At 65.0% G+C, this 20513-nt stretch carries 13 protein-coding genes and 1 pseudogene; 6 read left to right on the forward strand and 8 right to left on the reverse strand.

Translation table 11 applies throughout. The features are described 5' to 3' along the window. The first annotated feature begins 167 nt into the window (after window positions 1-167). Together GVL61_RS23430 and GVL61_RS23435 are read left to right on the forward strand one after the other, a co-directional pair. The gene (locus tag GVL61_RS23430) at window positions 168-656 is read left to right on the forward strand and encodes an Lrp/AsnC family transcriptional regulator (protein ID WP_159983533.1); all 489 of its coding nucleotides are present in this window, start codon (window positions 168-170) and stop codon (window positions 654-656) included. A 338-nt stretch (window positions 657-994) separates the two neighbouring features. Then, window positions 995-1423 (forward strand): hypothetical protein, encoded by a 429-nt coding sequence (locus GVL61_RS23435; RefSeq protein WP_159983535.1) that lies wholly within the window; start codon window positions 995-997, stop codon window positions 1421-1423. Between the two features lie 1042 nt (window positions 1424-2465). On the opposite strand, the gene GVL61_RS23440 is transcribed toward GVL61_RS23435, so the two are convergent. Next, window positions 2466-5003 carry a sulfite reductase flavoprotein subunit alpha gene (locus GVL61_RS23440; RefSeq protein ID WP_159983537.1) on the reverse strand — a complete coding sequence of 846 codons (2538 nt, stop codon included), beginning with the start codon at window positions 5001-5003 and terminating at the stop codon, window positions 2466-2468. Between the two features lie 502 nt (window positions 5004-5505). Between GVL61_RS23440 and GVL61_RS23445 the strand changes: the two genes are divergently transcribed. Further along, window positions 5506-7572 carry a TonB-dependent receptor gene (locus GVL61_RS23445; RefSeq protein WP_235037875.1) on the forward strand — a complete coding sequence of 689 codons (2067 nt, stop codon included), beginning with the start codon at window positions 5506-5508 and terminating at the stop codon, window positions 7570-7572. A gap of 53 nt (window positions 7573-7625) precedes the next feature. On the opposite strand, the gene GVL61_RS23450 is transcribed toward GVL61_RS23445, so the two are convergent. The 6 genes from GVL61_RS23450 to GVL61_RS23475 all read right to left on the reverse strand — a co-directional run bounded on the left by GVL61_RS23450 (window position 7626) and on the right by GVL61_RS23475 (window position 14908). Continuing rightward, window positions 7626-8435: a hypothetical protein gene (locus GVL61_RS23450; RefSeq protein ID WP_159983541.1), complete on the reverse strand. Its 810-nt coding sequence runs from the start codon at window positions 8433-8435 to the stop codon at window positions 7626-7628. A 68-nt stretch (window positions 8436-8503) separates the two neighbouring features. Further along, complete coding sequence (locus GVL61_RS23455; RefSeq protein ID WP_159983543.1) at window positions 8504-10801, reverse strand: TonB-dependent receptor; 2298 nt, start codon at window positions 10799-10801, stop codon at window positions 8504-8506. A gap of 124 nt (window positions 10802-10925) precedes the next feature. After that, window positions 10926-12113, reverse strand: a complete 1188-nt coding sequence (locus GVL61_RS23460; RefSeq protein ID WP_159983545.1) for a TetR/AcrR family transcriptional regulator — start codon at window positions 12111-12113, stop codon at window positions 10926-10928. A 54-nt stretch (window positions 12114-12167) separates the two neighbouring features. After that, complete coding sequence (locus GVL61_RS23465; protein WP_159983547.1) at window positions 12168-12794, reverse strand: glutathione S-transferase; 627 nt, start codon at window positions 12792-12794, stop codon at window positions 12168-12170. Beyond that, a complete protein-coding gene (locus GVL61_RS23470; protein ID WP_159983549.1) occupies window positions 12787-13725 on the reverse strand; it encodes a rhodanese-related sulfurtransferase in 939 nt (312 codons plus the stop codon). Before GVL61_RS23470 ends, GVL61_RS23465 begins: the two co-directional genes overlap by 8 nt. Window positions 13726-13798: 73 nt before the next feature. Then, on the reverse strand, window positions 13799-14908 hold the full coding sequence (locus GVL61_RS23475; protein WP_159983551.1) for an ROK family transcriptional regulator: 1110 nt from the start codon (window positions 14906-14908) through the stop codon (window positions 13799-13801). A 130-nt stretch (window positions 14909-15038) separates the two neighbouring features. On the opposite strand from GVL61_RS23475, the gene GVL61_RS23480 reads away from it, so the two are divergent. From GVL61_RS23480 to GVL61_RS25180, 3 genes are read left to right on the forward strand one after another with little or no spacing between them, the layout of a single operon-like run. Beyond that, on the forward strand, window positions 15039-17525 hold the full coding sequence (locus GVL61_RS23480; RefSeq protein WP_159983553.1) for a TonB-dependent receptor: 2487 nt from the start codon (window positions 15039-15041) through the stop codon (window positions 17523-17525). After that, a complete protein-coding gene (locus GVL61_RS23485; RefSeq protein WP_159983555.1) occupies window positions 17525-18694 on the forward strand; it encodes a YdcF family protein in 1170 nt (389 codons plus the stop codon). The genes GVL61_RS23480 and GVL61_RS23485 overlap by 1 nt, the downstream gene beginning before the upstream one ends. Window positions 18695-18708: 14 nt before the next feature. Continuing rightward, window positions 18709-19695, forward strand: coding sequence for a nuclease (locus GVL61_RS25180; protein WP_235037874.1), 987 nt, complete (start codon window positions 18709-18711; stop codon window positions 19693-19695). A gap of 74 nt (window positions 19696-19769) precedes the next feature. Here the strand turns inward: GVL61_RS25180 and GVL61_RS25185 are convergent. Then, window positions 19770-20444 (reverse strand): annotated as a pseudogene (locus GVL61_RS25185) (MFS transporter); the annotation flags it as partial. Window positions 20445-20513: the final 69 nt, after the last annotated feature.

Raw genomic sequence — 20513 nt, forward strand, 5'->3', positions numbered from 1 at the left:
GATACCGACCGCCGCCCCGTTACCCTTGGGTCTGCTGTTCAGGACGGAATTACTGGACGCGGCTGTCATCGGTTCATGCTCGTAATCTGGTTCGCTGCGGGTTTTATCATCATCGGGGCAAGCATTGCGCTCTTGATTTGCCGTCTCGATGCAACAAAAACTCGGTGATGCCCAAAGTACCTTCCTCCCCCGCCCGCGTTCCCGATGCTTTCGACAAGGCGATCCTGCGCGTGCTCCAGCGCGACAACAAGACGCCGCAGCGCACGATCGCGCAGCACGTGAACCTCTCCGCCGCCGCCGTACAGCGCCGGATCGCGGCCATGGAGGACGCCGGGATAATCGCCCGCAATGTGGCGGTGGTGAACCCCGATGCGCTGGGCCTGACGATCACCGCCGTGGTCGAGGTCCACCTGCGCGACGAGCGCACCGCCACCGTGGATGCGGCCAAGCGCCTGTTCGGCGAAACGCCCGAGGTGCAGCAGTGCTACTACGTCACCGGCGGGGTGAGCATGGTGCTGGTCATCGTCACGCGCGACATGCGTGCCTACGAAGCGCTGACCCGCCGCCTGTTTTCGGACAGCGATCTGGCCGAGCGCTTCCGCACCCTCGTCGCGCTGGACCGGGTGAAGGCGGAAACGTCCGTCGTTATCGAGTAATCCACGCGCCAGTGCCGACTTGTCCCGTGACTGCGAACGCCGTTACCCGTTGACCCCGCCACCCATTGCAGACATCCCCGACGCAGATAAACTGCGTTTATGAAGTCCCGATTTTACGCCGCCGCAATCATCTTCGCGTTCATCTCCGCAGCCATAGGGCGGTGGGTTCGAGGTTGGCTGGATGTTGCCGCCTGCTTGGATCACGGCGGCAGATGGCAAACCGAGGGCGGCTATTGCGAGATCGCAACCGATGCCAGTTCATGACCCGGATCGCCCCATTGCACCCATGCATTCGCTTGTTTTACTCATGCGCTTATTAGGGTCGAAGGACTATGAAAATGATGCGCCCTATCTCTTGGATAAATAATTTCTTGATAGGATTGCTTACTTGCGTAGGCATCATGGGTTCAGAAGCAACTTACGCACATGGTTGCCCGAGCGAAAAAGATTTAAGTTCGGTACATTACATGAACAGCCGTGAATTGCGAGATTTATTCTCAAATGTTAGATTAGATAGTGTATTGGACGGCGCCATTCCGTCAGCCCTTTGGGGAGAAATGTTTTTTTCATCCGGCGAACATCAAGTTGTACATGAGGGATATATTGATCTTGGTCGCTTTAAAATTGAAAATGACGCACTTGTTACATCTGGACATAGCGAAAAATTGAACCGAGCCGTCAAAGTATTTACTTTGAAAGGGCTAATGTATTTTCGTGAAATTGGGCCTACATCGATTTGCCGGAGGGTCAACGTAATCCCATTGTAGGTCCGCTTACCACCATTTTTAGACGAAAGCGGCCTGTCTGCACACGCCCCGCTGCAGTCATTGCGTCCGAAAGTCTAAAGCGGGATGATAGCGGCGACAGAGCGAGTATCGAGCAAGTGGTCCATTGGCGTTTATGGCTTGGCGTTGTTCTTCAGGTTGCTGGTTTCCTCGTCCGCGAACACGTAAACAACCTCACGGCGCTGAATTGGATCGCCGAAAACGCGCGCAGGCAGAACGATCCAAACGGACCTCCCGCCTGCGTCTTCGATTGTGCCATATCTCTGACCGGCAATGCTGCGATGCTCGGTCAAATAGCGCTCGGTTTGGTGCTTTTAGGAACCGCGCTCGTTTGCTGGTCCGCGTTGAAGCGAGGGTCGCCCAAGCCGTTTTAGTCCTGTTTCCACCATTTTTAGCCGAGAGCGACCTGTCGGTACGCGTCCCGTAGCGGGCAACGAAGACTTACCCGTTTAGAGGCAACTCGTCCCGGTAAACGATCATAGAATGGCCCAGACGCGCCGCATCTTGCGCCGCCGATCTTAGAGTTTCGTCTTCGATGGCTGAGAGGTCAGCGTCGAGTTCCTTCTGCCGTTCAATCTCGACGAAGTTCCATCCTCCATCTTCAGCCCCGGCTACGGCAGCTGACCGGGCCGTTTCTATTACTGACCCTCTGCCATAGAGCATCAGTGCGTGTCGCGCGCCCGGACGGCAGCGGGTGGCCTCCGTCGCAACAGCTTTTTGCAGAAAATATGAAGAGGGCTTCAGTCATATGCTCAAGCTACACGAACGTCCTCCGGCATCAATGGCAGCTTCCCACCAAAATCAGTCCCTTCAACCCCGCTCAGCCTGAGCTTGTCGAAGGCCCCGGACGTGGCGCGCGCCTCCCTGTGCTTCGACAAGCTCAGCATGAGCGGTGGGAGTGGGCAAGGGCACGTTCCCACACTTCCAGTCGCTCCGAAGCAGCAATACTGCGCCTGCAAGCGGCCATGCCCGCATTGCGATAGTTGAAATTCCCGGCGCAAACGCGAATGATCGCTTCCCGGCCCTAGTAGATATCGCGGCGGTAACGCCCTTCCTCGACCATGGCTTCCACCCGGTCGTCGCCGAGCGCGCTGCGCAACGCGGCGTCGACGGCGGGCGCCATGCCCTCGATGCTGCCGCATACGAAGATCGCGGCGCCGTCGTCCACCCAGCGTTCGATATCCGCGCCGGCTTCCGCGACGGCGGCCTGTACATAGCGGCGCTCGTCGCCGTCACGCGACCAGGTGCGATCGAGACGGTTCAGTACGCCCGCTGCGCGCAGAGTCTGAAGTTCCTCGTCGTGGAACGCATCGAGCGCTTCGCTGCGCTCTCCGAACAGCAGCCAGTTGGGGCCTTCCTCCGTCATCGCACGCTGGCGCAGGTGAGCGAGCAGTCCGCCAAGGCCGGTGCCGTTGCCGATCAGGATCATCGGACCGGGCGTTTCGGGCGGACGGAAATTGGCGTTGGCACGCAGACGCATGGCGATCTCGCCGCCGATCGGCGCAAGGCTGGTCAACCAGCCCGAGCCGAGGCCAAGGCCGCCGTTCTCGTCATGGACCTGCCGCACCAGCAGGTGGACCCGCCCGTTCGCCGGGATCGAGGCAATCGAATATTCGCGGTGCGGCAAAGGTCGCAGCGCGCGGACGAGCGTTTCGGGATCGGCGGGAAGGCCCGCGCCCGGTTCGGGCAGGATCGCATTCGACAGGTGCTGGGCCAGCGTCATGCCGTCGATCTCGGTGCCGCCCGCAAGGCCCGCTTCCGCCAGCCATCCGTTGATCCGCGCGGGGTCATGACGCGGCGCGACTTCGGCGATGTCACCCGCCTGCCAATCATGCTCGCCGTCTGAGCCCGGTTCGTCCAGCGGTTCCAGCGCGATGTGGAAGGCCGCACCGCCCTGGCTGCCGGGGTTCAGATGGCGCCGCTCTGCCAGGCGCCAGCGGCCATAGGCGGGCGGCTCCCAGTCGGGCAGGTCGCTGCGCGCGCCGATGGCGACGATCTGCTGCTGCCACTGGCGCTGGGCATCGCCGTCGTCGCCGTCCATCTCGACCGTGTCGAACATTCGCTGGCCGCCACCGGCATGGAGCCAGTGGTCGACCGCATGGCCGAAGGCGCAGAAATCGGGATATTCGCGGTCACCCAGCGCCAGCACCGCATAATCCAGATGCGCGAGCGGGGCGGGCGCCGTCATCGTTCGTTGCGCAAAGCCGCGCGCGGTGTCCGGCGGTTCGCCTTCGCCGTAAGTGCTGATGACGAAGAGCGCACGCTTCGCGCCGGTCAACTGCGCCGGGTCCAGTTGGGAGAGCGCCACTACGGGCGCATTGCCGAACGCAGCAGCGGTGAGGCGCGCCATGCGGATCGCTCCGCCGGTCTGGCTTGCGTGGACGATGATCGTGTCGGACGACCCTCCGGGCGCTGCCGCCCCATCTTTCAGCATTGCTACGTCAAGTTCGCGCAGGGCCTTCTTCTTGCGGCGCCGGGCGAAGTAGAGAAGAAACCCGGTGATCGTGAACAGCGGCATCGTCAGGCTGGTGAGCAGCAGCACGATCCGCCCGACCATGCCGAAGAAGGCGCCGCGGTGGATCTCGTACATGCTGGTGGTGATCGTCTTGCCCAGCGAGCGCTGGGCATAGAGGTCCGTCTTCACGACTGCGCCGGTTACGCTGTCCATGCGGTATTCGTCGATCATCCGCTCATGGCGGGCGCCGGGCTGCAGGGCGCGGAACGTCACCGGCTTGTCGCCCTGCGGGATGGCGATGCGCACGTTCTCGAAACGCCCGTCGCTCACCTTCAGGAAGCTGCGCCATGCCGGAGCCAGCGCGGGCTGGCTGCCTTCGGCTGATGTCTCGTCCTCGTGCTTTTCCTCGCGCGCGCCTTCGCCGGTCAGCGCGTAGAGCACACCCTGCCGATACCAGTCGTAGGACCACCATAGGCCCGTCAGCGCGCTGAGCAGGTAGACGATCAGCACCCAGCCGCCGATCACCGCATGGAGAGCGCGGTAGAAGTTGCGGCCCGACATCCGAAAGTCCAGCACCAGCCACGCGCGCCAGTCCAGCGGCTTGCGCGGCCAGCGCAAATAAAGCCCCGAAAGCGCGAAATAGACCAGGGCGATCGCGGAAAAGCCGGTGATCTGGCGGCCGATGCCGTTGCCTCCGCCCGGCAGTGCCAGCCAGCGGTGCAGCGTCCTCACGAAGCGGAAGACCGCCTGCCCGCGCGCTTCGCCCAGCAGTTTGCCGGTATAGGGATCGATGTAGCTGCCCTGCCCCCTGCCCTTCTTGCCAGGCTCGGGTTCGAAAGAGAGGCTGGGCGCATGGCCCGGCTCACCCTCCATCAGCAGGCTGCTCACCTTGAGGCCGCCGCGCTGCGCCGAGGCGCGGGCGATCAGTTCGTCCGGCGAGAGACGCGGCGCCGAGGACGGGGCCACCGTGACCACGCCCGGGCTGATCGCGGCCATGATCTCGTGCTCGAAGCTCATCATCGCGCCGGTGACGCCCATCAGCGCCAGCACGAGCCCCGCAGTGATCCCGAGGAACCAGTGAACCTGGAAGAGTATCTGCCGTGTCATCAAATCTCTGCTGCAATAACGTTCGACGCCGAAGTGGCAGGAAGGCGCACAGCCGATACGGGTGCGGGTGCGGACGACCCTTGAAGGGCCGCCCATTGTGCGCTGCACATATTGCTATTGCGAATGCGTTGCAATGCTGGTCGCGGAAATTTGTTACTGCACGGCGGGAAGGCGCCAGCCCGGTTGCGAAGGCTGATTCCCCGCACACAAGTTGACCTCAGCCTTGTGAATGATGCTCATCGGCAATGCTTTGTTGCATCAACATTGCGCTCTGCTGCACCAAATATTGCCGCCCGTTATATTGCATTTCCGGGGCGGTTTTACGGCCGTCATGCGATTGACACCCCTGCACCGCGAACTCACTGGCCCTCGTGCAAATGCGAGTCACTCGCAAAGGTTTGCTTATTCGGGGGAATTCAACGTGTCCAAATCAACCTGTCACCCTGCCCACCGTCTTGCCCGCAGCCCTGCCCGGTTCGCGGTCGGCGCCAGCGCCATCGCATTGTCGCTGCTCGCCTTGCCTGCTCTGGCAGATGAAGCCGCCAGCGAAGAAGGTGGTTCGGCCATCGTCGTCACCGCTGCGGGCTATAAGCAGGATATCGTAGAGGCCCCCGCCAGCATTACCGTGATCGACCGCGCCGAACTGCAGGACAAGCGCTTCGGCAGCCTGGCAGAGGCACTGGGCGACGTGCAGGGCATCGACGTCGGCGGCGAAGCGGGCAAGACCGGCGGCCTCAACATCTCGATCCGCGGCATGCCCAGCGACTACACGTTGGTGCTGATCGACGGCCGCCGCCAGAATGCGCCCGGCGGCGTCACGCCCAACGGCTTCGGCGAAACCTCCACCAGCTTCATGCCGCCCTTCTCCGCGATCGAGCAGATCGAAGTGGTGCGCGGGCCGATGTCAACGCTCTACGGTTCGGATGCGATGGGCGGCGTCGTCAACATCATCACCCGCAAGGTGGGCAGCCGCTGGGTCGGCACCGCCTCTGCCGAAAGCACGATCCAGGGCGATGACCGTTTCGGCAACATCCAGTCGCTCAACGGCTTCGCGCAGGGGCCGCTGGTCAAGGACCTTGTCGGCCTGACGCTGCGCGGCAGCGTGTTCCACCGCGAAGGCTCGAACATCGAGATTCCCGGCGATCCGGCGCTGACGCTGGGCCGCAACCCGGTCCAGTCCGACGTCTACACTTATGGCGGCCGCCTGAGCATCACCCCGCACGCCGATCATGACCTGTGGATCGAGTTCGACCGCAACGAGCAGTCCTACGACAACTCCGAGGGCCGCCTCGGCACGCTGGGTTCGGGTGGCTATGCACAGCGCCAGAAGTTCAACCGCACCAACTACGTCGCCGCCCATACCTGGCGCATGGGCGACTTCGGCCAACTCGACACCACCCTGACCCGCAACGATACCGAAACGATCGGCCGCCTGATCCCCAACGGCACGCCGGGCGCCACGCCGGGCAGCAGCCGCAACCTGGAAGCGCGTAACGACATCATCGATTCGCGCTTTGCCGGCAAGGCAGGCCCCGTCGCCTTCACCGTGGGCGGCCAGTACTGGAAGGCCCGCATGATCGACGGCGTCGCGCCGGCGCCCTTCAAGTTCACCCAGTGGGCCGGCTTCGCCGAAGCCACCCTCACCGTGATCGACGGCTTCAACCTGACCGGCGGCGCGCGCTACGACGATCACTCGACCTTCGGTTCCAAGTGGTCGCCGCGCGCCTATGCGGTGTGGAACGTGACGGGCGACTTCACCGTGAAAGGCGGCGTCAGCCGGGGCTTCAAGACCCCGCGCGTCGAGCAGATCGCCAGCGGCATCATCGGCTTTGGCAGCCAGGGCCGCGTCCCGCAGATCGGAACGCCGGGGCTAACGCCGGAAACCAGCACAAGCTACGAAGCGGGCGTCTATTACGACAGCCACGGTCTGTTCAGCGGCAACGTGACCCTGTTCAACAACGACTTCGACGACAAGATCGCACAAGGCACCGGCATCCCGAACTGCACGTTCGCGGGCTATGCGGGCAATCCGCCCGCAGGCTGCCTCAATGTCGGTAACTTCCCCAATGCCGAGCTGTTCAGCCAGTCGGTCAACATCGACAAGGCGCGCACGCGCGGCGTCGAAGCGGCGGGCCGCTTCGCGTTCACGCCTGCCCTCTCGCTCTCAGTGAACTACACCTATACCGAGACCGAGCAGCTCAGCGGCACCGAAAAGGGCCTGCCGCTGGTGGGCATGCCAAAGCACATGCTGAACGGCAACCTGCGCTGGAAGCTGGGCGATAAGGCCAGCGTGTGGACCCGCGCCGAGATCCGCTCCAGTCGCTACCGTGGCAGCAACGTGCAGCAGACCGCGCTGGGCGATTTCCGCAGCTATGAGGTGTTCCACTTTGGCGGATCGTACCAGATCAGCCCGGCATTCCGCCTTGCCGCAACGGTCTACAACGTGCTCGACACCGATTATGCCGTCTATGTGCCCTATGCCAGCGGCACGGCCACGGTGTTCACGCCCGCCTATTCGATCAACCAGGAAGGCCGCCGCCTCTGGATTTCGGCAACGGCAGACTTCTGACCCGCAGTACGAACGGCGGCGGTGTTCACGCACCGCCGCCGGCATATTCTGACTTACCCTGCCAGTTCGGAAAGTATCCGGCCGCGCGTCATGGATAGCTGCGCGATGAGGTCGCTCAGCAGGTAGGCGTCGCGGCGGCGGGTCCAGGGCTGGGCAGACTGGGGGTCGTATTGCACGGGCAGCGGCACTTCCCGCGCCACTGCGGCGGCCATGCCGTTTTCGCGGGAGACCAGCACGCAGCGCTTCACATGATCGCGGTGACCGACGACCGCGACCTTGCCCAGCGCCTGCGCCGATCCGGCATGGGCCATCACGGCCTTGGCGACGCCGTCAGTGCTCAGATAGATCGTCTTGCCGTCCGGCCCCTTGGAAGGGCGGATCGGCACGATGTCCTTCATGCCGTGCTTCTCGGTCAGCACCTGCGCGATTTCCCACTGCGCATAAATGCGCACGGGCCGCACTTTGGCAATCGCATGGACGGCATCGGCCAACATTGCGTTGATCGGACCCGGCTCCGGCTTCTCCGCGCCGTCCGATAGGCCGGTGTTCGGGTTCACCTTGCCGGTGGCCGAACGGTAGCCGAATGCATAGGCGACGACGCTGTCCGCCTCGCGCACGGGGAACGTGGGATATTCCCAGCGAAAACCCGCCTCGGTGATGTGCGCGGCCAACTGGCGGGCGACGGCAGCGTCGCCCAGTTCACCGGCCAGCGTCTTCGCCATCATCTGTTCAAGGGCATGGGTATCGGCGCCCGCGCCCCCTGCATCCCCCAGCGCCGCAGCCAATGCCGAGGGAGCGAATACCGACTGGGTCGCCAGAATGGCCGTCGGAGCACCTGCAAGAAGCGCGCGGCGCGTGGTCATGAACGTCTCCGGTAAAATGCGTGAAAGGGATGATGGGCCGAACCGGGCATCCGGTCCGGCCCGCACGATCAGAAGTTCACGTTGACGAAACCGCCGACCGTGCGCCGCGCATTGGGCGAGGTGTAGTGCAGCAGGCCCAGCGGGCCGTACTGCTGCCAGCCGGTGGAGAAGTACTTGTCGAACAGGTTGCGGGCATAGACGCCGACTTCGACATTGCGGTTGGGCAAGGTCACGCTGAGCCGCCCGTTGACAAGGCCGTAGCCCGCCACGTTCGAGTAGGCCGGCTGGCCCACAACGGTCCAGTACTCGCTGCGATAGGCGTAGTCGGCATGGGCCTTGAGGCCGAGGCCCGAGCCGAATTCATGATCGTAATCGACCGAGGCGGTGCCCGACCATTCCGGCGAATTGGTCAGGCGGCTGCCGGTGTAGTTGGTCGCGGCGTTATAGACATAGTCGGTGAACTTGGCGTCGGTATAGGTCACCGCGCCGGAGAGTTGCAGGCCGCGCATCGGCTGGACCACCAGGTTGCCCTCGACGCCCTGCGTGCGCAGACCGCCGGCATTGCCGATGACGGTGGCATTGATCATGCCGCCCGAACCATCGGGGATCTGGGTCAGGATGGTGGCCTGAAAGTCCTTGAAGTCGGAGCGGAACACATCGACGTTCAGGCGCAGGCGGCGGCCGAACCACTCGGATTTTATGCCCGCTTCCCAGGCCTTGACCGTCTCGTCCTCATAAGGCGCGTACTTGTTGCCGACGAAGGCGATGCCGGCCGGCTTGTAGCCGGTGGAATACGTCGCATAGAGCATGACGTTGTCGGTCATCTGGAACTGCGGGGCGATGCGGAACGAGAAGTTGTTCCCCTTCACGCGGCCATTGTTGAAGGCCGGGGCCGCGCTCGATGCCACGAAGTTCGGGGTGTAGCCGGCAATCGCCACGGGGTTGATCGTGACGTAATCGATGCTCTGCGAATTGTTGTCGTGGGTATAGCGCCCGCCCAGCGACAGGCTGAGGCGCGGGGTGAAGTTGAACTTCAGCTGCCCGAACGCCGCCATCGTCTCGTTGACGGAATCGAACAGCGAGGCATTGCCGTTCTCGCCAATGGCGCCGGTCAGCGCGATCAGTGTCGGCAGCGGGGTTCCGGCCGCATTGTAAAGCGGCTGGCCGCCGGTCGACCACTGCAACTGCGTCTGGCGCGCATGAAGGCGGTTGTAGAACGCGCCGACAACGTATTCCACGAAGCCACCGGTGGGCGAGGCGATGTGCACTTCCTGGCTGAACTTGTCGGTATCCAGCTGCCCCAGGTTGAACGGGATATAGGCATAGCGATCGTAAGGCGTGAGGCTGGCCGGGGTCGAGTTATCGTATCCGGTGACGCGGTAGGCAGTGACCGAGGTCAGTTCATGATCGCCGATCTTCGCGTTGACGCGAAGCGAGGTGCCCCACTCCTCCGTCTTGATCTCGCCGAACGTGCTGTCGGCAGTGTCGGCGCTTTTCGGGCCGGGATAGACGCCCAGTTCGTTGAGGATCGCCGTCACGGCGGCGGACTGGCCCGAAACCGGCGTGCGCACGCTGCTGTCCCAGTGATAGGCGTAGTCGCCCGAAAGGGTCAGGTTGAAACCGTCCGACGGTTCGAGGTAGAGCCGCGCGCGGCCGCCGTATTCGTGCTGTGAGCCGACCTTGCGGTTCAGCGTCACATTGCGGCCGAAACCGTCGAACGCCTGGTCGAAACCCGAAACGCGCAGCGCCGCGATGGGGCCAAGTGGCACGTTCACGGTGGCGTTGAGAATACGCTCGTCATGCTCGCCGAAGCTGGCGCTAGCGCGTGCGGACCATTCGCCGATCTTGGGCCTGGTGGTGGTCACCGCGATCACGCCCGAGGTGGCGTTCTTGCCGAACAGCGTGCCCTGCGGCCCCATCAGCACGTCGACGCGCTCGATATCGACCAGGCCGGTGAGGCCGTTGGCGCGCTGCCCGTCCATCACCACATCGTCGACGACGACGCTGACCGACTTGGCATTGGAGAAGTCGAAGGAAGTGCTGCCCACACCGCGGATCTGGAACGCGGCGCCCTGTGTCGGGTCGTATTGCACGCCCGGCATCGTGTACTGCAGGTCGGTGACCGAAGTGTAGCCGGTGCGCGCCAGTTCCTCGCCGGTCAGCGACTGGATCGCCAACGGCACCTTCTGGCTGCTCTCCGCACGGCGCTCTGCCGTGACGGTGATTTCGGGGAGCGCATCGGCGTCGGCATCATCGGCCGCAGCGGCGCTTTCGGCATGGGCAGCCACGGCCCAGCACGGCGCCAGCGCGCCCGCCAGAATCGTCGAGAGAAGGTGGAAAGAGCGCTTTCGCTTCAAAGCAGACATGTGAGTTCCGTCCTGTTGACCGTGGTCTTCAGGGCGCGCCTCTAGAGACGATTCATGACTCTTTCAGGACACAAGTGCTGTTCTTTAACTCACCTATTAAGGCAGTTTCAAAACATACGTACCGTCATTCCCGAAAAGAGCGAACGACGTCCAGCCCGGTCTGCGGGCTGCTTTGTGTCGCCATGGCGCGCAGCCGCGCGCCGATCGATGCCATGACTGCGGCCTGCACCCGCGCCCGGTCGGAACCGGCCGGAATACCCAGCCACTCCGCGAACTGGGCGTGAACATTTTCGGCACGGCGGCGGCGCATATCGATCGCGAAAGGCCGGAACGCCGGATCTGCCAGCGCCGTCAGCGCGCACTCGTGGGTCAGCCGCACGATTTCCGCATGGGCGGGCGTCGCCGCTTTGGTGGACCGGATTTCGCTGCGCATCCGGCGATAGAGCGTCTCGACACCGGCGAAGAGAATGTCGCGGTGCGCGGGAAAATGGTGCGCGACGCTGGAGGTCGCCGTGCCCGAAGCCTGCGCGACAGCGCGGTGCGACAGGGCGCCGACACCCTGGCTGGAAATGAGGTCGGCGATATGATCCGCCAGCACCGCCTTGTTGCCTTCGGGCACTTTCGCAGTCGCATCGTGCGCGGGACCGGCGGGCACCGCCAGCCGGTCTACCAGCGACATGTGCCATGCGCTGGCGTTGGCCTGCCCTTCCTGACCCTGCCCCAATTCGCGCAGCATACCCCGCACGGTCGAATGGCGCAGCAGCCGGTAGTCGGTCTCACCCGCCAGAAGGATAGAGAACGGCTGTTCGTCGAGGCAGTAGCTGGCGATGAACAGCGCCAATGGCCCTGCTTTCGGCGAGGCGCGAAGCAAGTCCCGCCACAGTGCTTCGCCTTCGCCCAGCAAGGCTGCCATCCCCGGCAATGCGGCAGGATCGCGGCTGGCGAACAGGGCCAGTTCGCAAGTAACGACGGCCGAGACGCGCCGTGCGCCCGCGCCTTCATCCAGCCATTCGCAGACCAGATCGGGCAGAATGCCGGTCGCCACCGGATCGAGCGTGCCCAGCCGCTCGCGCCACTGCGCACAGGTTGCCGCCATAAGCTCGATCTCGCGGTCGAGGATCGCGGCGATCAGCGCGGCGCGGTCGCCGATGCGGTAGCTGATCGAACCCACCGAAGTCCCGGCCTCTTCGGCGACGGTGCGCAGGCTCATCCCCGACAGGCCCTTTGTCGCCACGACCTTGCGCGCGGCATCGACGATGGAGGAATTGTCCTGCGCTGGCCGGGCGCTGCTGCGATCATTGGGGGTCGTCATGGCGTTATCCATATCGCGCAGCGCCCGCCAGTCCAGCGCCGCGCGGCGGGGTGCTCAGCCGGCGAACGCCAGCGGTGCGTCTCCCGGCGACCACGGCGCGGGGCGCACCATGATCGCGGCGAACAGGTCCGACGCAAGGTGCCCTGCCAGCCATGCCTGCAGATGCGCCAGCGGCTGCGCGTCGAACCAGCCCTGATCGACGGCGGCGAACTGGCGCACGAAAGGCATGATCGCCGCATCGGTGATGCCGCGCGCATCGCCGCAAAGCTGGGGCGAATCGGCCAGCCGCGTATCGAGTTCGCGCAGGAACGCCGCGCCGCTTTCGCGGTGGTGGGCGACATCGCCCTCGTGGCGCTCGGGGTATTTGTAGCGGTCGAGTTCGTGCTTGAACGGGCCGTCGTTGGCGGCGATCAGCGCGGCATCGTCTCGCGACAACCAGCCTTCGGGATCATTGCGGGCAAGCGCCCAGCGCATGATGTCGATGCTCTGCTCGATCACCGCGCCGCCGGGCAGCACCAGCACCGGCACCGTCCCCTTGGGCGAGGCCTCCAGCATCGCGGCGGGCTTGGCCGATAGCTTGATCTCGCGCAATTCGCACCGCGACGCGCTGACCATCACCGCCAGCCGCGCCCGCATAGCATAAGGGCAGCGGCGAAAGCTGTAGAGGATCGGCTCAATCAACGCCGCGCACCGCGCCCACGTGGGCAACCCCGCGCATCGCGGCGAGGGCTTCCTGGCGGTGGCGTTCGCGGTAGGAGGCCCGCTGTTCGTCGCTGCGCTCGGCGTGGCAGGCGGGGCAGCTTACCCCTTCCTCGAACAGCGGCGAGGCCTGATCCTCGGCGTTCACCGGGCGGCGGCAGGCGTGGCACAGGGCATAGCTGCCCAGCGTCAGCCCGTGGCCGATGGTCACCCGCTGGTCGAACACGAAACATTCGCCGCGCCACAGGCTGTCTTCCTCGGGCACCGTCTCCAGATACTTCAGGATGCCGCCCTTGAGGTGATAGACGTCCTCCACGCCCTCCTGCTTGAGGAAAGCGGTCGATTTTTCGCAGCGGATGCCGCCGGTGCAGAACATCGCCACCTTGGGCGGCTTCCCCTCTCCCAGCAGCCGCTCGCGTTCGGAGCGGAACCACTCGGGAAAATCGCGGAAGGTGGCGGTCTTGGGGTCGATCGCGCCTTCGAACGTGCCTACCGCCACTTCGTAGTCGTTGCGGGTGTCGATCACGATGGTGTCGGGATCGGCGATCAGGGCGTTCCAGTCCTGCGGCTCGACATAGGTGCCAACGACTGCCAGCGGGTCGATATCCGGCTCGCCCATCGTCACGATCTCGCGCTTGAGGCGCACTTTCATGCGGTGGAACGGCATCGTCTCCGCGCCCGAAAGCTTGACGTCGAGGTCGGCGCAGTCCGGCAGGGTGCGGATATGGGCCAGCACCGCGTCGATGCCCTCGGGGGTGCCGGCGATGGTGCCGTTGATGCCTTCGTGGGCGAGCAGCAACGTGCCGCGAACGGCCTGTTCGCGGCACAGGCTTTCGAGGGGACCGCGCAGGGCAGCGCAGTCCTCGAAGCGGGTGAAGCGGTACAGGGCGGCCACGCGAACTGGGTCATGCATGGCGCGCCCATAGCGCGATTGCGCTGCAAAGGGGAGGCCTTCCTCCCCCTCCCCGGTTCCGGGAGAATTTGACCTAAGCGGCCGACAAGGCATGGATCGGCAGCAGCGCCGCGCCCAGCGTGATCGGCGAGCCATGCACGTTCGACACCTGCACCGGAGGGCGCCGGTCGTTGACGGTGGTGACCAGATCCGCGCGGTGCAGCCGGTCTGCAAGGCCCTGCAGGATCTCGCCCGGCAAGGCCCCCGCCAGCACGATCGCGCCGGGGTCCAGCCAGGCGAAGGCGGTGTTGCTCACCACTTCGAGCTGGCGAGCGGCGCGGTCCATCCAGGCGTCTACAACGGGGCGCTGGCGGGCGGCGGCCGGGTCTATTTCCGCCACGGAAGACACGTCGCACCCGCTCACCCGCAAGGTGGAGAGCAAGTCCAGCGGGCTTGGCCTCGGCCGGTCGCCCGGGAACAGGCAGCCCACCTCCCCCGCGACGCCGAACTGCCCGCGCACCAGTCGGCCGTCGACGATCACCCCCGCGCCGATGCCGTACCCCAGCAGCACCACCACCACGGTCGAGAAATCGCGCATCAGCCCGCCCAGATAGAACTCGGCGATGGCGGCGACATTGGCGTCGTTCTCGATCCACAGCGGCCAGCCAAGTTCGGCACTGAGAATCTCGCGCAGGGGCGTGCCGCGCCAGCCGGGCATATCGTCCACGACATTCCAGCGGTCGTTGCCCTGCGAGAGCGAAGGCCCCGGCACCGCCACGCCCAGCCCCAGCATTCGCCGTCCGAGCAGGTGGTGCCGGTCCACCAGATCGTGCGTGACGGAGCGCACCTTGCGCGCGAATTCGACCGGGTCGATCGGCGCAATCGCCTCATGGTGCGTCGCAATCGTAGCCCCGGCGAAGTCCACCAGCGCGATGTCGAGCACCCCCTTGTGCGCCGTCGCGCCGACCGCATAGCCCCCCTTCGAGGCCAGCCGCAGCGGGACCGCCGGACGCCCTCGCCCCTGCACTTCGATGTCGGAAACTTCCTCGACAATGCCCAGCGTCAGCATATCGCGCGAGATGCGGGTCAGCGCCGTCCCGCTGATCTCCAGCCGCTGCGCCAGCACCGAACGCGACAAGGGCCCCGCCTTGCGCAGTTCATGGACGATCCGCCGCTGGTCCTTGTCGAATGCGGGTATCTGCATGGCCGACCTCCTGAGCCGCGCCGCTAGAACCTATTATTTATTTTCACAACAATAATTAAAAACGTCACATTGAGCGGCCACAGGCGGCCCCGTCGCCAGAACGGCGGCACCGATATTCATGAGGGGCCCCATGCTCAAAACCGTTCTCGCCACCGGAACCGCGCTTGCCGCGATCTGCACCGTTTCCATCGCGCCTGCCTATGCCCAGAGCGCAAGTGCCGCTCCCGCCGCCGAGGCCGAAAGCGCACCCCAGGGCGACGACATCATCGTCACCGGCTCGACCCGCGCCCAGCGCCGCTTCGAGGCCAGCTACGCGATCAACACCGTGTCGCAGGAAGATTTCGAGAAGATCGCGCCGGTCAACTTCGCCGACCTCATCGGCCAGCTCCCCGGCTTCCAGACCGAGATCACCGGCGGCGAAGTGCAGAACATCTACCGCATCCGCGGCCTGCCCAACGACGGCGGCTTCGTCAGCTTCCAGCAGGACGGCCTGCCCTTGTTCCACGAGAACGACGGCGTGTTCTTCCGCGGCGACGCGATCCTCAAGCAGGATCTGATGACCGACCACGTCGAAGTTGTGCGCGGCGGTCCGGCCCCTGTCTATGCCAGCTATTCGGGCGCGATCATCAACGCCATCACCGTAACCGGCAGCGATGTGACGCGCGGCAAGGCGCAGGTGACGCTGGGCGACACCGGGCTTTACCGCCTCGACGCCTACCAGGCCGGCGCGCTGGGCGAGAAGACCTATTACGCCGTGGGCGGCTTCATGCGCTATCACGACGGTTACCGCGACAACGGCTTTGCCAACGACAAGGGCGGCCAGATCCGCGCCAACATCAAGCATGAGACGGACAACGGCTTCATCAAGCTGAACGTCAACTACGTCAACGATCACAACGCCTTCTACCTGCCGATACCGACCAAAAACCCGCTGACCGGCGAATCGCTGAACAAGTACATCGACTATTTCGAAGGCACGATGAACTCGCCCGCCTTCCGTAACGTCAACCTGAAGTACCGGGACGGCAACGGCCAGATGCAGAGCCGCAACAGCGACCTTTCCGATGGCCGCCACATGCAGATGCTGAACTTCGGCGCGCAGTACGAAGGCGATTTCGACGGCTGGCTGGTTTCTGCCAAGGCCGGGTACACGCAGGGCAAGCTGGACTTCAACGCGTTCTATTCGACCACCAACCCGGCCGATCCCGCCGCCTTCGCCGATGGTTACCGCACCCGCGCGAACGCCGCTTTCGGCACCGTCGATCACTTCGGCTACGTGCTGGCCGGCACCAACACCGTCTATGATCCCTATGCCGCCTCGGGCCTCGTCATGCAGGGCCAGTACCGCGACATCCATTCGAAGTTCTATTCGGCGCAGACCAACCTCTCGGTCGCGAAGAAGTTCGAGACCGGCTTCGGCAGCCACGACATCAAGCTGGGCCTCTACGGCAGCCTCTACGGCGAGAGCACCAAGACGCTTTACCAGAACTACCTGATCGAGGTTGCCGGCCAGCCGCGCACGCTGGATCTCGTGGCCTACAACGCCGCCGGCACCGCGATCGGCACCGTCACCGACAACGGCGTGCTGAACTATGCCGCCACGCTCAACCAAGGTGATTCGGACGCGAAGATGTACGCCGTCTACGCCAACGACACCTGGGAGATCGTGCCCGGCCTGCGCATCGACGCCGGCATCCGCCACGAGCGCTACAACTACAAGGGCTGGGCCGCGCTGACCGAGTCCGCCAACCTGGGCGACACCACCACCCTGGCCGACGACACCACCCGCGCCTTCACCGGCGTGATCCTGAACCAGAAACTCAAGACCAAGGCCACCAACTGGACGGTCGGCGCGAACTACGACTTCAACACACACATCGGCGTCTACGGCCGCGCTTCGCACCTTGAAACGCCGCCCAGCGTGCAGACGGTGATGAGCATCAACCCGACCATCATCACCACCAAGGCCGACCAGTTCGAAGTGGGCCTCAAGCTGGCCTCGGGCCGCTCGTACCTTTACGTGACGGGATTCTACACCAACTTCGACCCGCTCAACGCCTCGTTCCTGGCGTTCGACCCGACCACGGGCCGCAACGACGTGAACATCCCCTTCATCGGCGAAGCCAAGGTAAAGGGTATCGAGTTCGACGGTGCATGGTCGGTAACGCCGTGGTTTACGCTGAACGGCGCGCTGACTGTCAGCGATCCCAAGTACAAGAACTTCGCCAGTTCCACCGGCGCCGACCCGGAACAGGTGGAAGGCAATCAGATCGTCCGCCAGCCCAAGGTCTACGGCAACATCCGCCCCAGCTTCGACTTCACCACGAACGGGACCGACGTGTCGATCTATGGCCGCTACACCTACATGGGCAAGCGCTTCGTCGACCTCTACAACAACACCGCGCTGCCTTCCTACGGCACCGTCGGCGCGGGTGTGACGCTGCGCCACGGCACCTGGCAGCTTCAGGTGGTGGGCGATAACCTGTTCAACGCCCATGGCCTGACCGAAGGCAATACCCGCACCGACTCGCTGAGCGGCCAGGGCAGCGCCGAGGCGATCTACGGCCGTCCGATCTTCGGCCGCAACTTCCGCCTCGTCATCGGCAAGTCCTGGTGATGAGGGCCCCAGCGCGCATCGCAGCGTCGATCTTCGCAGTGGGAGCGCTTTCCCTCACGTCGGTCCCGGCTTTTGCCGGGGCCGAAAGGGACACCGTGACGGAAAGCCTGTCGGGGCGACTGTTCCCGCTGCTGGACACGCTGGGCCGCAATCCTGCCGCTCTGGAAGCGCTCAAGGCGCGGCCGGAAGTGGCGACCATGCTGCAGGCCCGCGCCGCGCGGCGCGAGGCCTGCGCGCAGAACCTCGTCTGCACCGCGCAGGCGTTGGTCTGGACACCGGATGAGGCCAAGGCTTTGGCCGATGCAGTGCCTGCCTCGGCCTCGACTGCGGATGACGGCGCCGCCGCACAGGCCCGCCGCGAGATCGAAGGCATCAACACCGTGGTGCGCACGTATGGCCTGGGCCAGCCCGCCGGTTACCCCCAGATCGACGGCGCCGGCATGGTCGATCCGCAGGAGACCCAGTCGCGCCTGCAGGCCGCCGTGTGGCTGTCGCAGACCCCGCGCGGCAATTCCGCGCAAGGGCTAGACCCCAGCGCGGACTTTGCCCTTGCCCTGCTCGACGGCAGCGACCGCACCGACGCGATCGGCTTCGAACCGCTGACCGGGGGCCTGAACGCCCCCGCCATCAAGCGCGCAAAATCGCTCGACTGGAAGCGCTGGCGCTACAGCGCGATGATCGTCACCGGGGTCGGCCCCGACGTGGAAAGCATGGCGCTCAGCCCCTTCGGCAAGTACCACCTGCGCCTCGCCGCGAACCGTTTCGCGAGCGGGGATGCGCCCTTCATCATCGTCACCGGAGGCCGCGCGCACCCGCGCGCCACGCGCTTCACCGAGGCGGTGGAGATGCGCAAGGCCCTGATCGAGCGCTACGGCGTGCCCGCCGATGCCATCCTGATCGAGCCTTACGCCCGCCACACCACCACCAACTTGCGCAATGCCTCGCGCCTGCTGATGGCGATGGGCGCTCCGCTGGCCAAGGACACGCTGATCGTGTGCAATCCGGGGCAGAGCGCCACCATCTCAAGCCCCCAGTTCGTCCGGCGCAACCTGACCGAACTCGGCTACGAGCCGGGCAAGATCGGCCAGCGCCTGTCCCCCACGGAGCTGGAATTCCGCCCCTCTCCCCTCTCGGCCCGCGTCGACCCGCGCGACCCGCTCGACCCCTGACTCCGGAGACCCCGATGCGCGCCCTGTTCACCCTCGCAACCGTCAGCGCCCTTGCGCTCGCCCCCACCGCCGCATTCGCGTGGGGCCAAACCGCTCATGCCGTGATCGACCGCGCTGCGATCGACGCGATCCCCGCCGATGGCCCGGTGTTCCTGCGCAAGTACAAGGACTATATCGCCGCCTCGGCCACCCAGCCGGACGCATGGCGCGGCGATTCCGAAAACTTCTCCAAGATCGAGGAAGACCCCAACCACGGCTGGTTCCGCGAGCAGTTCACGTTCGTGAAGCCGATCCCGCGCTCGCGCTACGAATTCGTGATCGCGCTCTACAAGCAGTACGAGAAGATCAAGGACAGCGACCCAAGCGCCGCCGCGCGCACCAACGTGCGCTGGACCGGCACCCTGCCCTATGCTGCGATCGAGGCATACGACCGCATCGTGGTGTGCATGCGGCAGGTCCGCGCGGCGCAGGCAGCGGCGACGGACGCCTCGGTGGCCGAACAGAACTGCGCCTTCGACGTGTTCCGCATGGGCCACTACATCGGCGACGGCGCCAATCCGATGCACGATTCGGTCAATAGCGATGGCTGGCGCGGCGCCAATCCGCACGGCTACACCACCGACCGCACCGTCCACGGCCGCTTCGAGAGCAAGTTCGTCGACGGCATCGGCCTGACCGTGGCGGACATCGCCCCGCGCATCCCCGCGCCCGGCCATATCGAGGGCGACATGTTCGACGCCGTGCTGGCCTATCTCGACCATTCGGGCGACAAGATGGAGGCGGTCTACAAGCTGGAAAAGCGCGACGGTTTCGCCAAGTTCACCGACAAGGACGTGCGCGCGATGGTCTACGAACGCACTACGGCAGGCGCGGCGATGCTGCGCGACATGCTCTGCCGCGCCTGGGCCGAAAGCGCATCGCCGCCGGCCAAGGTCGTGCCCTCGCCGATCGACTTCGCCAACCCGAAGTTCAACCCGGAAACCGGCTCCGCGCCGGACTGAGCGACCTTCCGCGTGCTCCTGCGTGAAAGCGCGGCGAGCACGCGGGCATGGCGCGCGTGGCCGATGTCGAAGCGGCGCAGCAGGACCACGGCGGCGAGGCACCCGGCAATCGGCAGCCCCAGCCCAAGTGCGAGCATTCCCGTATCGACCAGCGCCGTCTGGTCCGTGCCCGGCACATAGCCAAGCCAGCCCAGCGACCAGCCGATCAGTGCAGTCGCCGCCGCGCCGCTCGCCTTCACGGCGACGAGGTAGAAGGCGAAAAGGCCCGTCTCCAGTCGCCGCCCGTGGCGCAGCGTCACGAAATCCACGCTGTCCGCCAGCAGGCCCCATGGCAGCATATAGACGCTGGCAAAACCGAAGCCGATCAGCCCTGCACAAAACGGCAGGGCGCCGGGCCAGCGCAGGCACAGTGCGAACGCCGCTATGCCCGCCGCACTGACGCCGTGGCCCATCGCCAGCAGCCGGCTCTTGTCGAACCGGCTGGTCAGCGAAGTCCACGCCAGCACGCCCAGGAACTGCCCTGCCGTCAATGCCAGCAGCAGCGTGGCGACAAGGTCGGGCCGGTCGACCACGTAAGTGGCGATGTACAGGATCATCCGCCCGAAAGTTGGCACTGCAAAGCCGGTTATCAGCGCCAGCAGCCCCATGCCCAGCACCAGCCGATTGCGCAGCGGCACCGAAATCGCGTCCTGCGCTGCCCATTCGCGCCGATCGGCAATGGGGCCTGATGTCAGCACGCAAACCACCATGGTCAGCGCGAACAGCGCGCCCGCGACGATCCCTACGCTCGCCAGTCTGTCGAAGGCGCCCTCCCGCCC

The organism is Novosphingobium sp. 18050 (genome assembly GCF_902706195.1).
Classification (GTDB): Bacteria; Pseudomonadota; Alphaproteobacteria; order Sphingomonadales; family Sphingomonadaceae; genus Novosphingobium.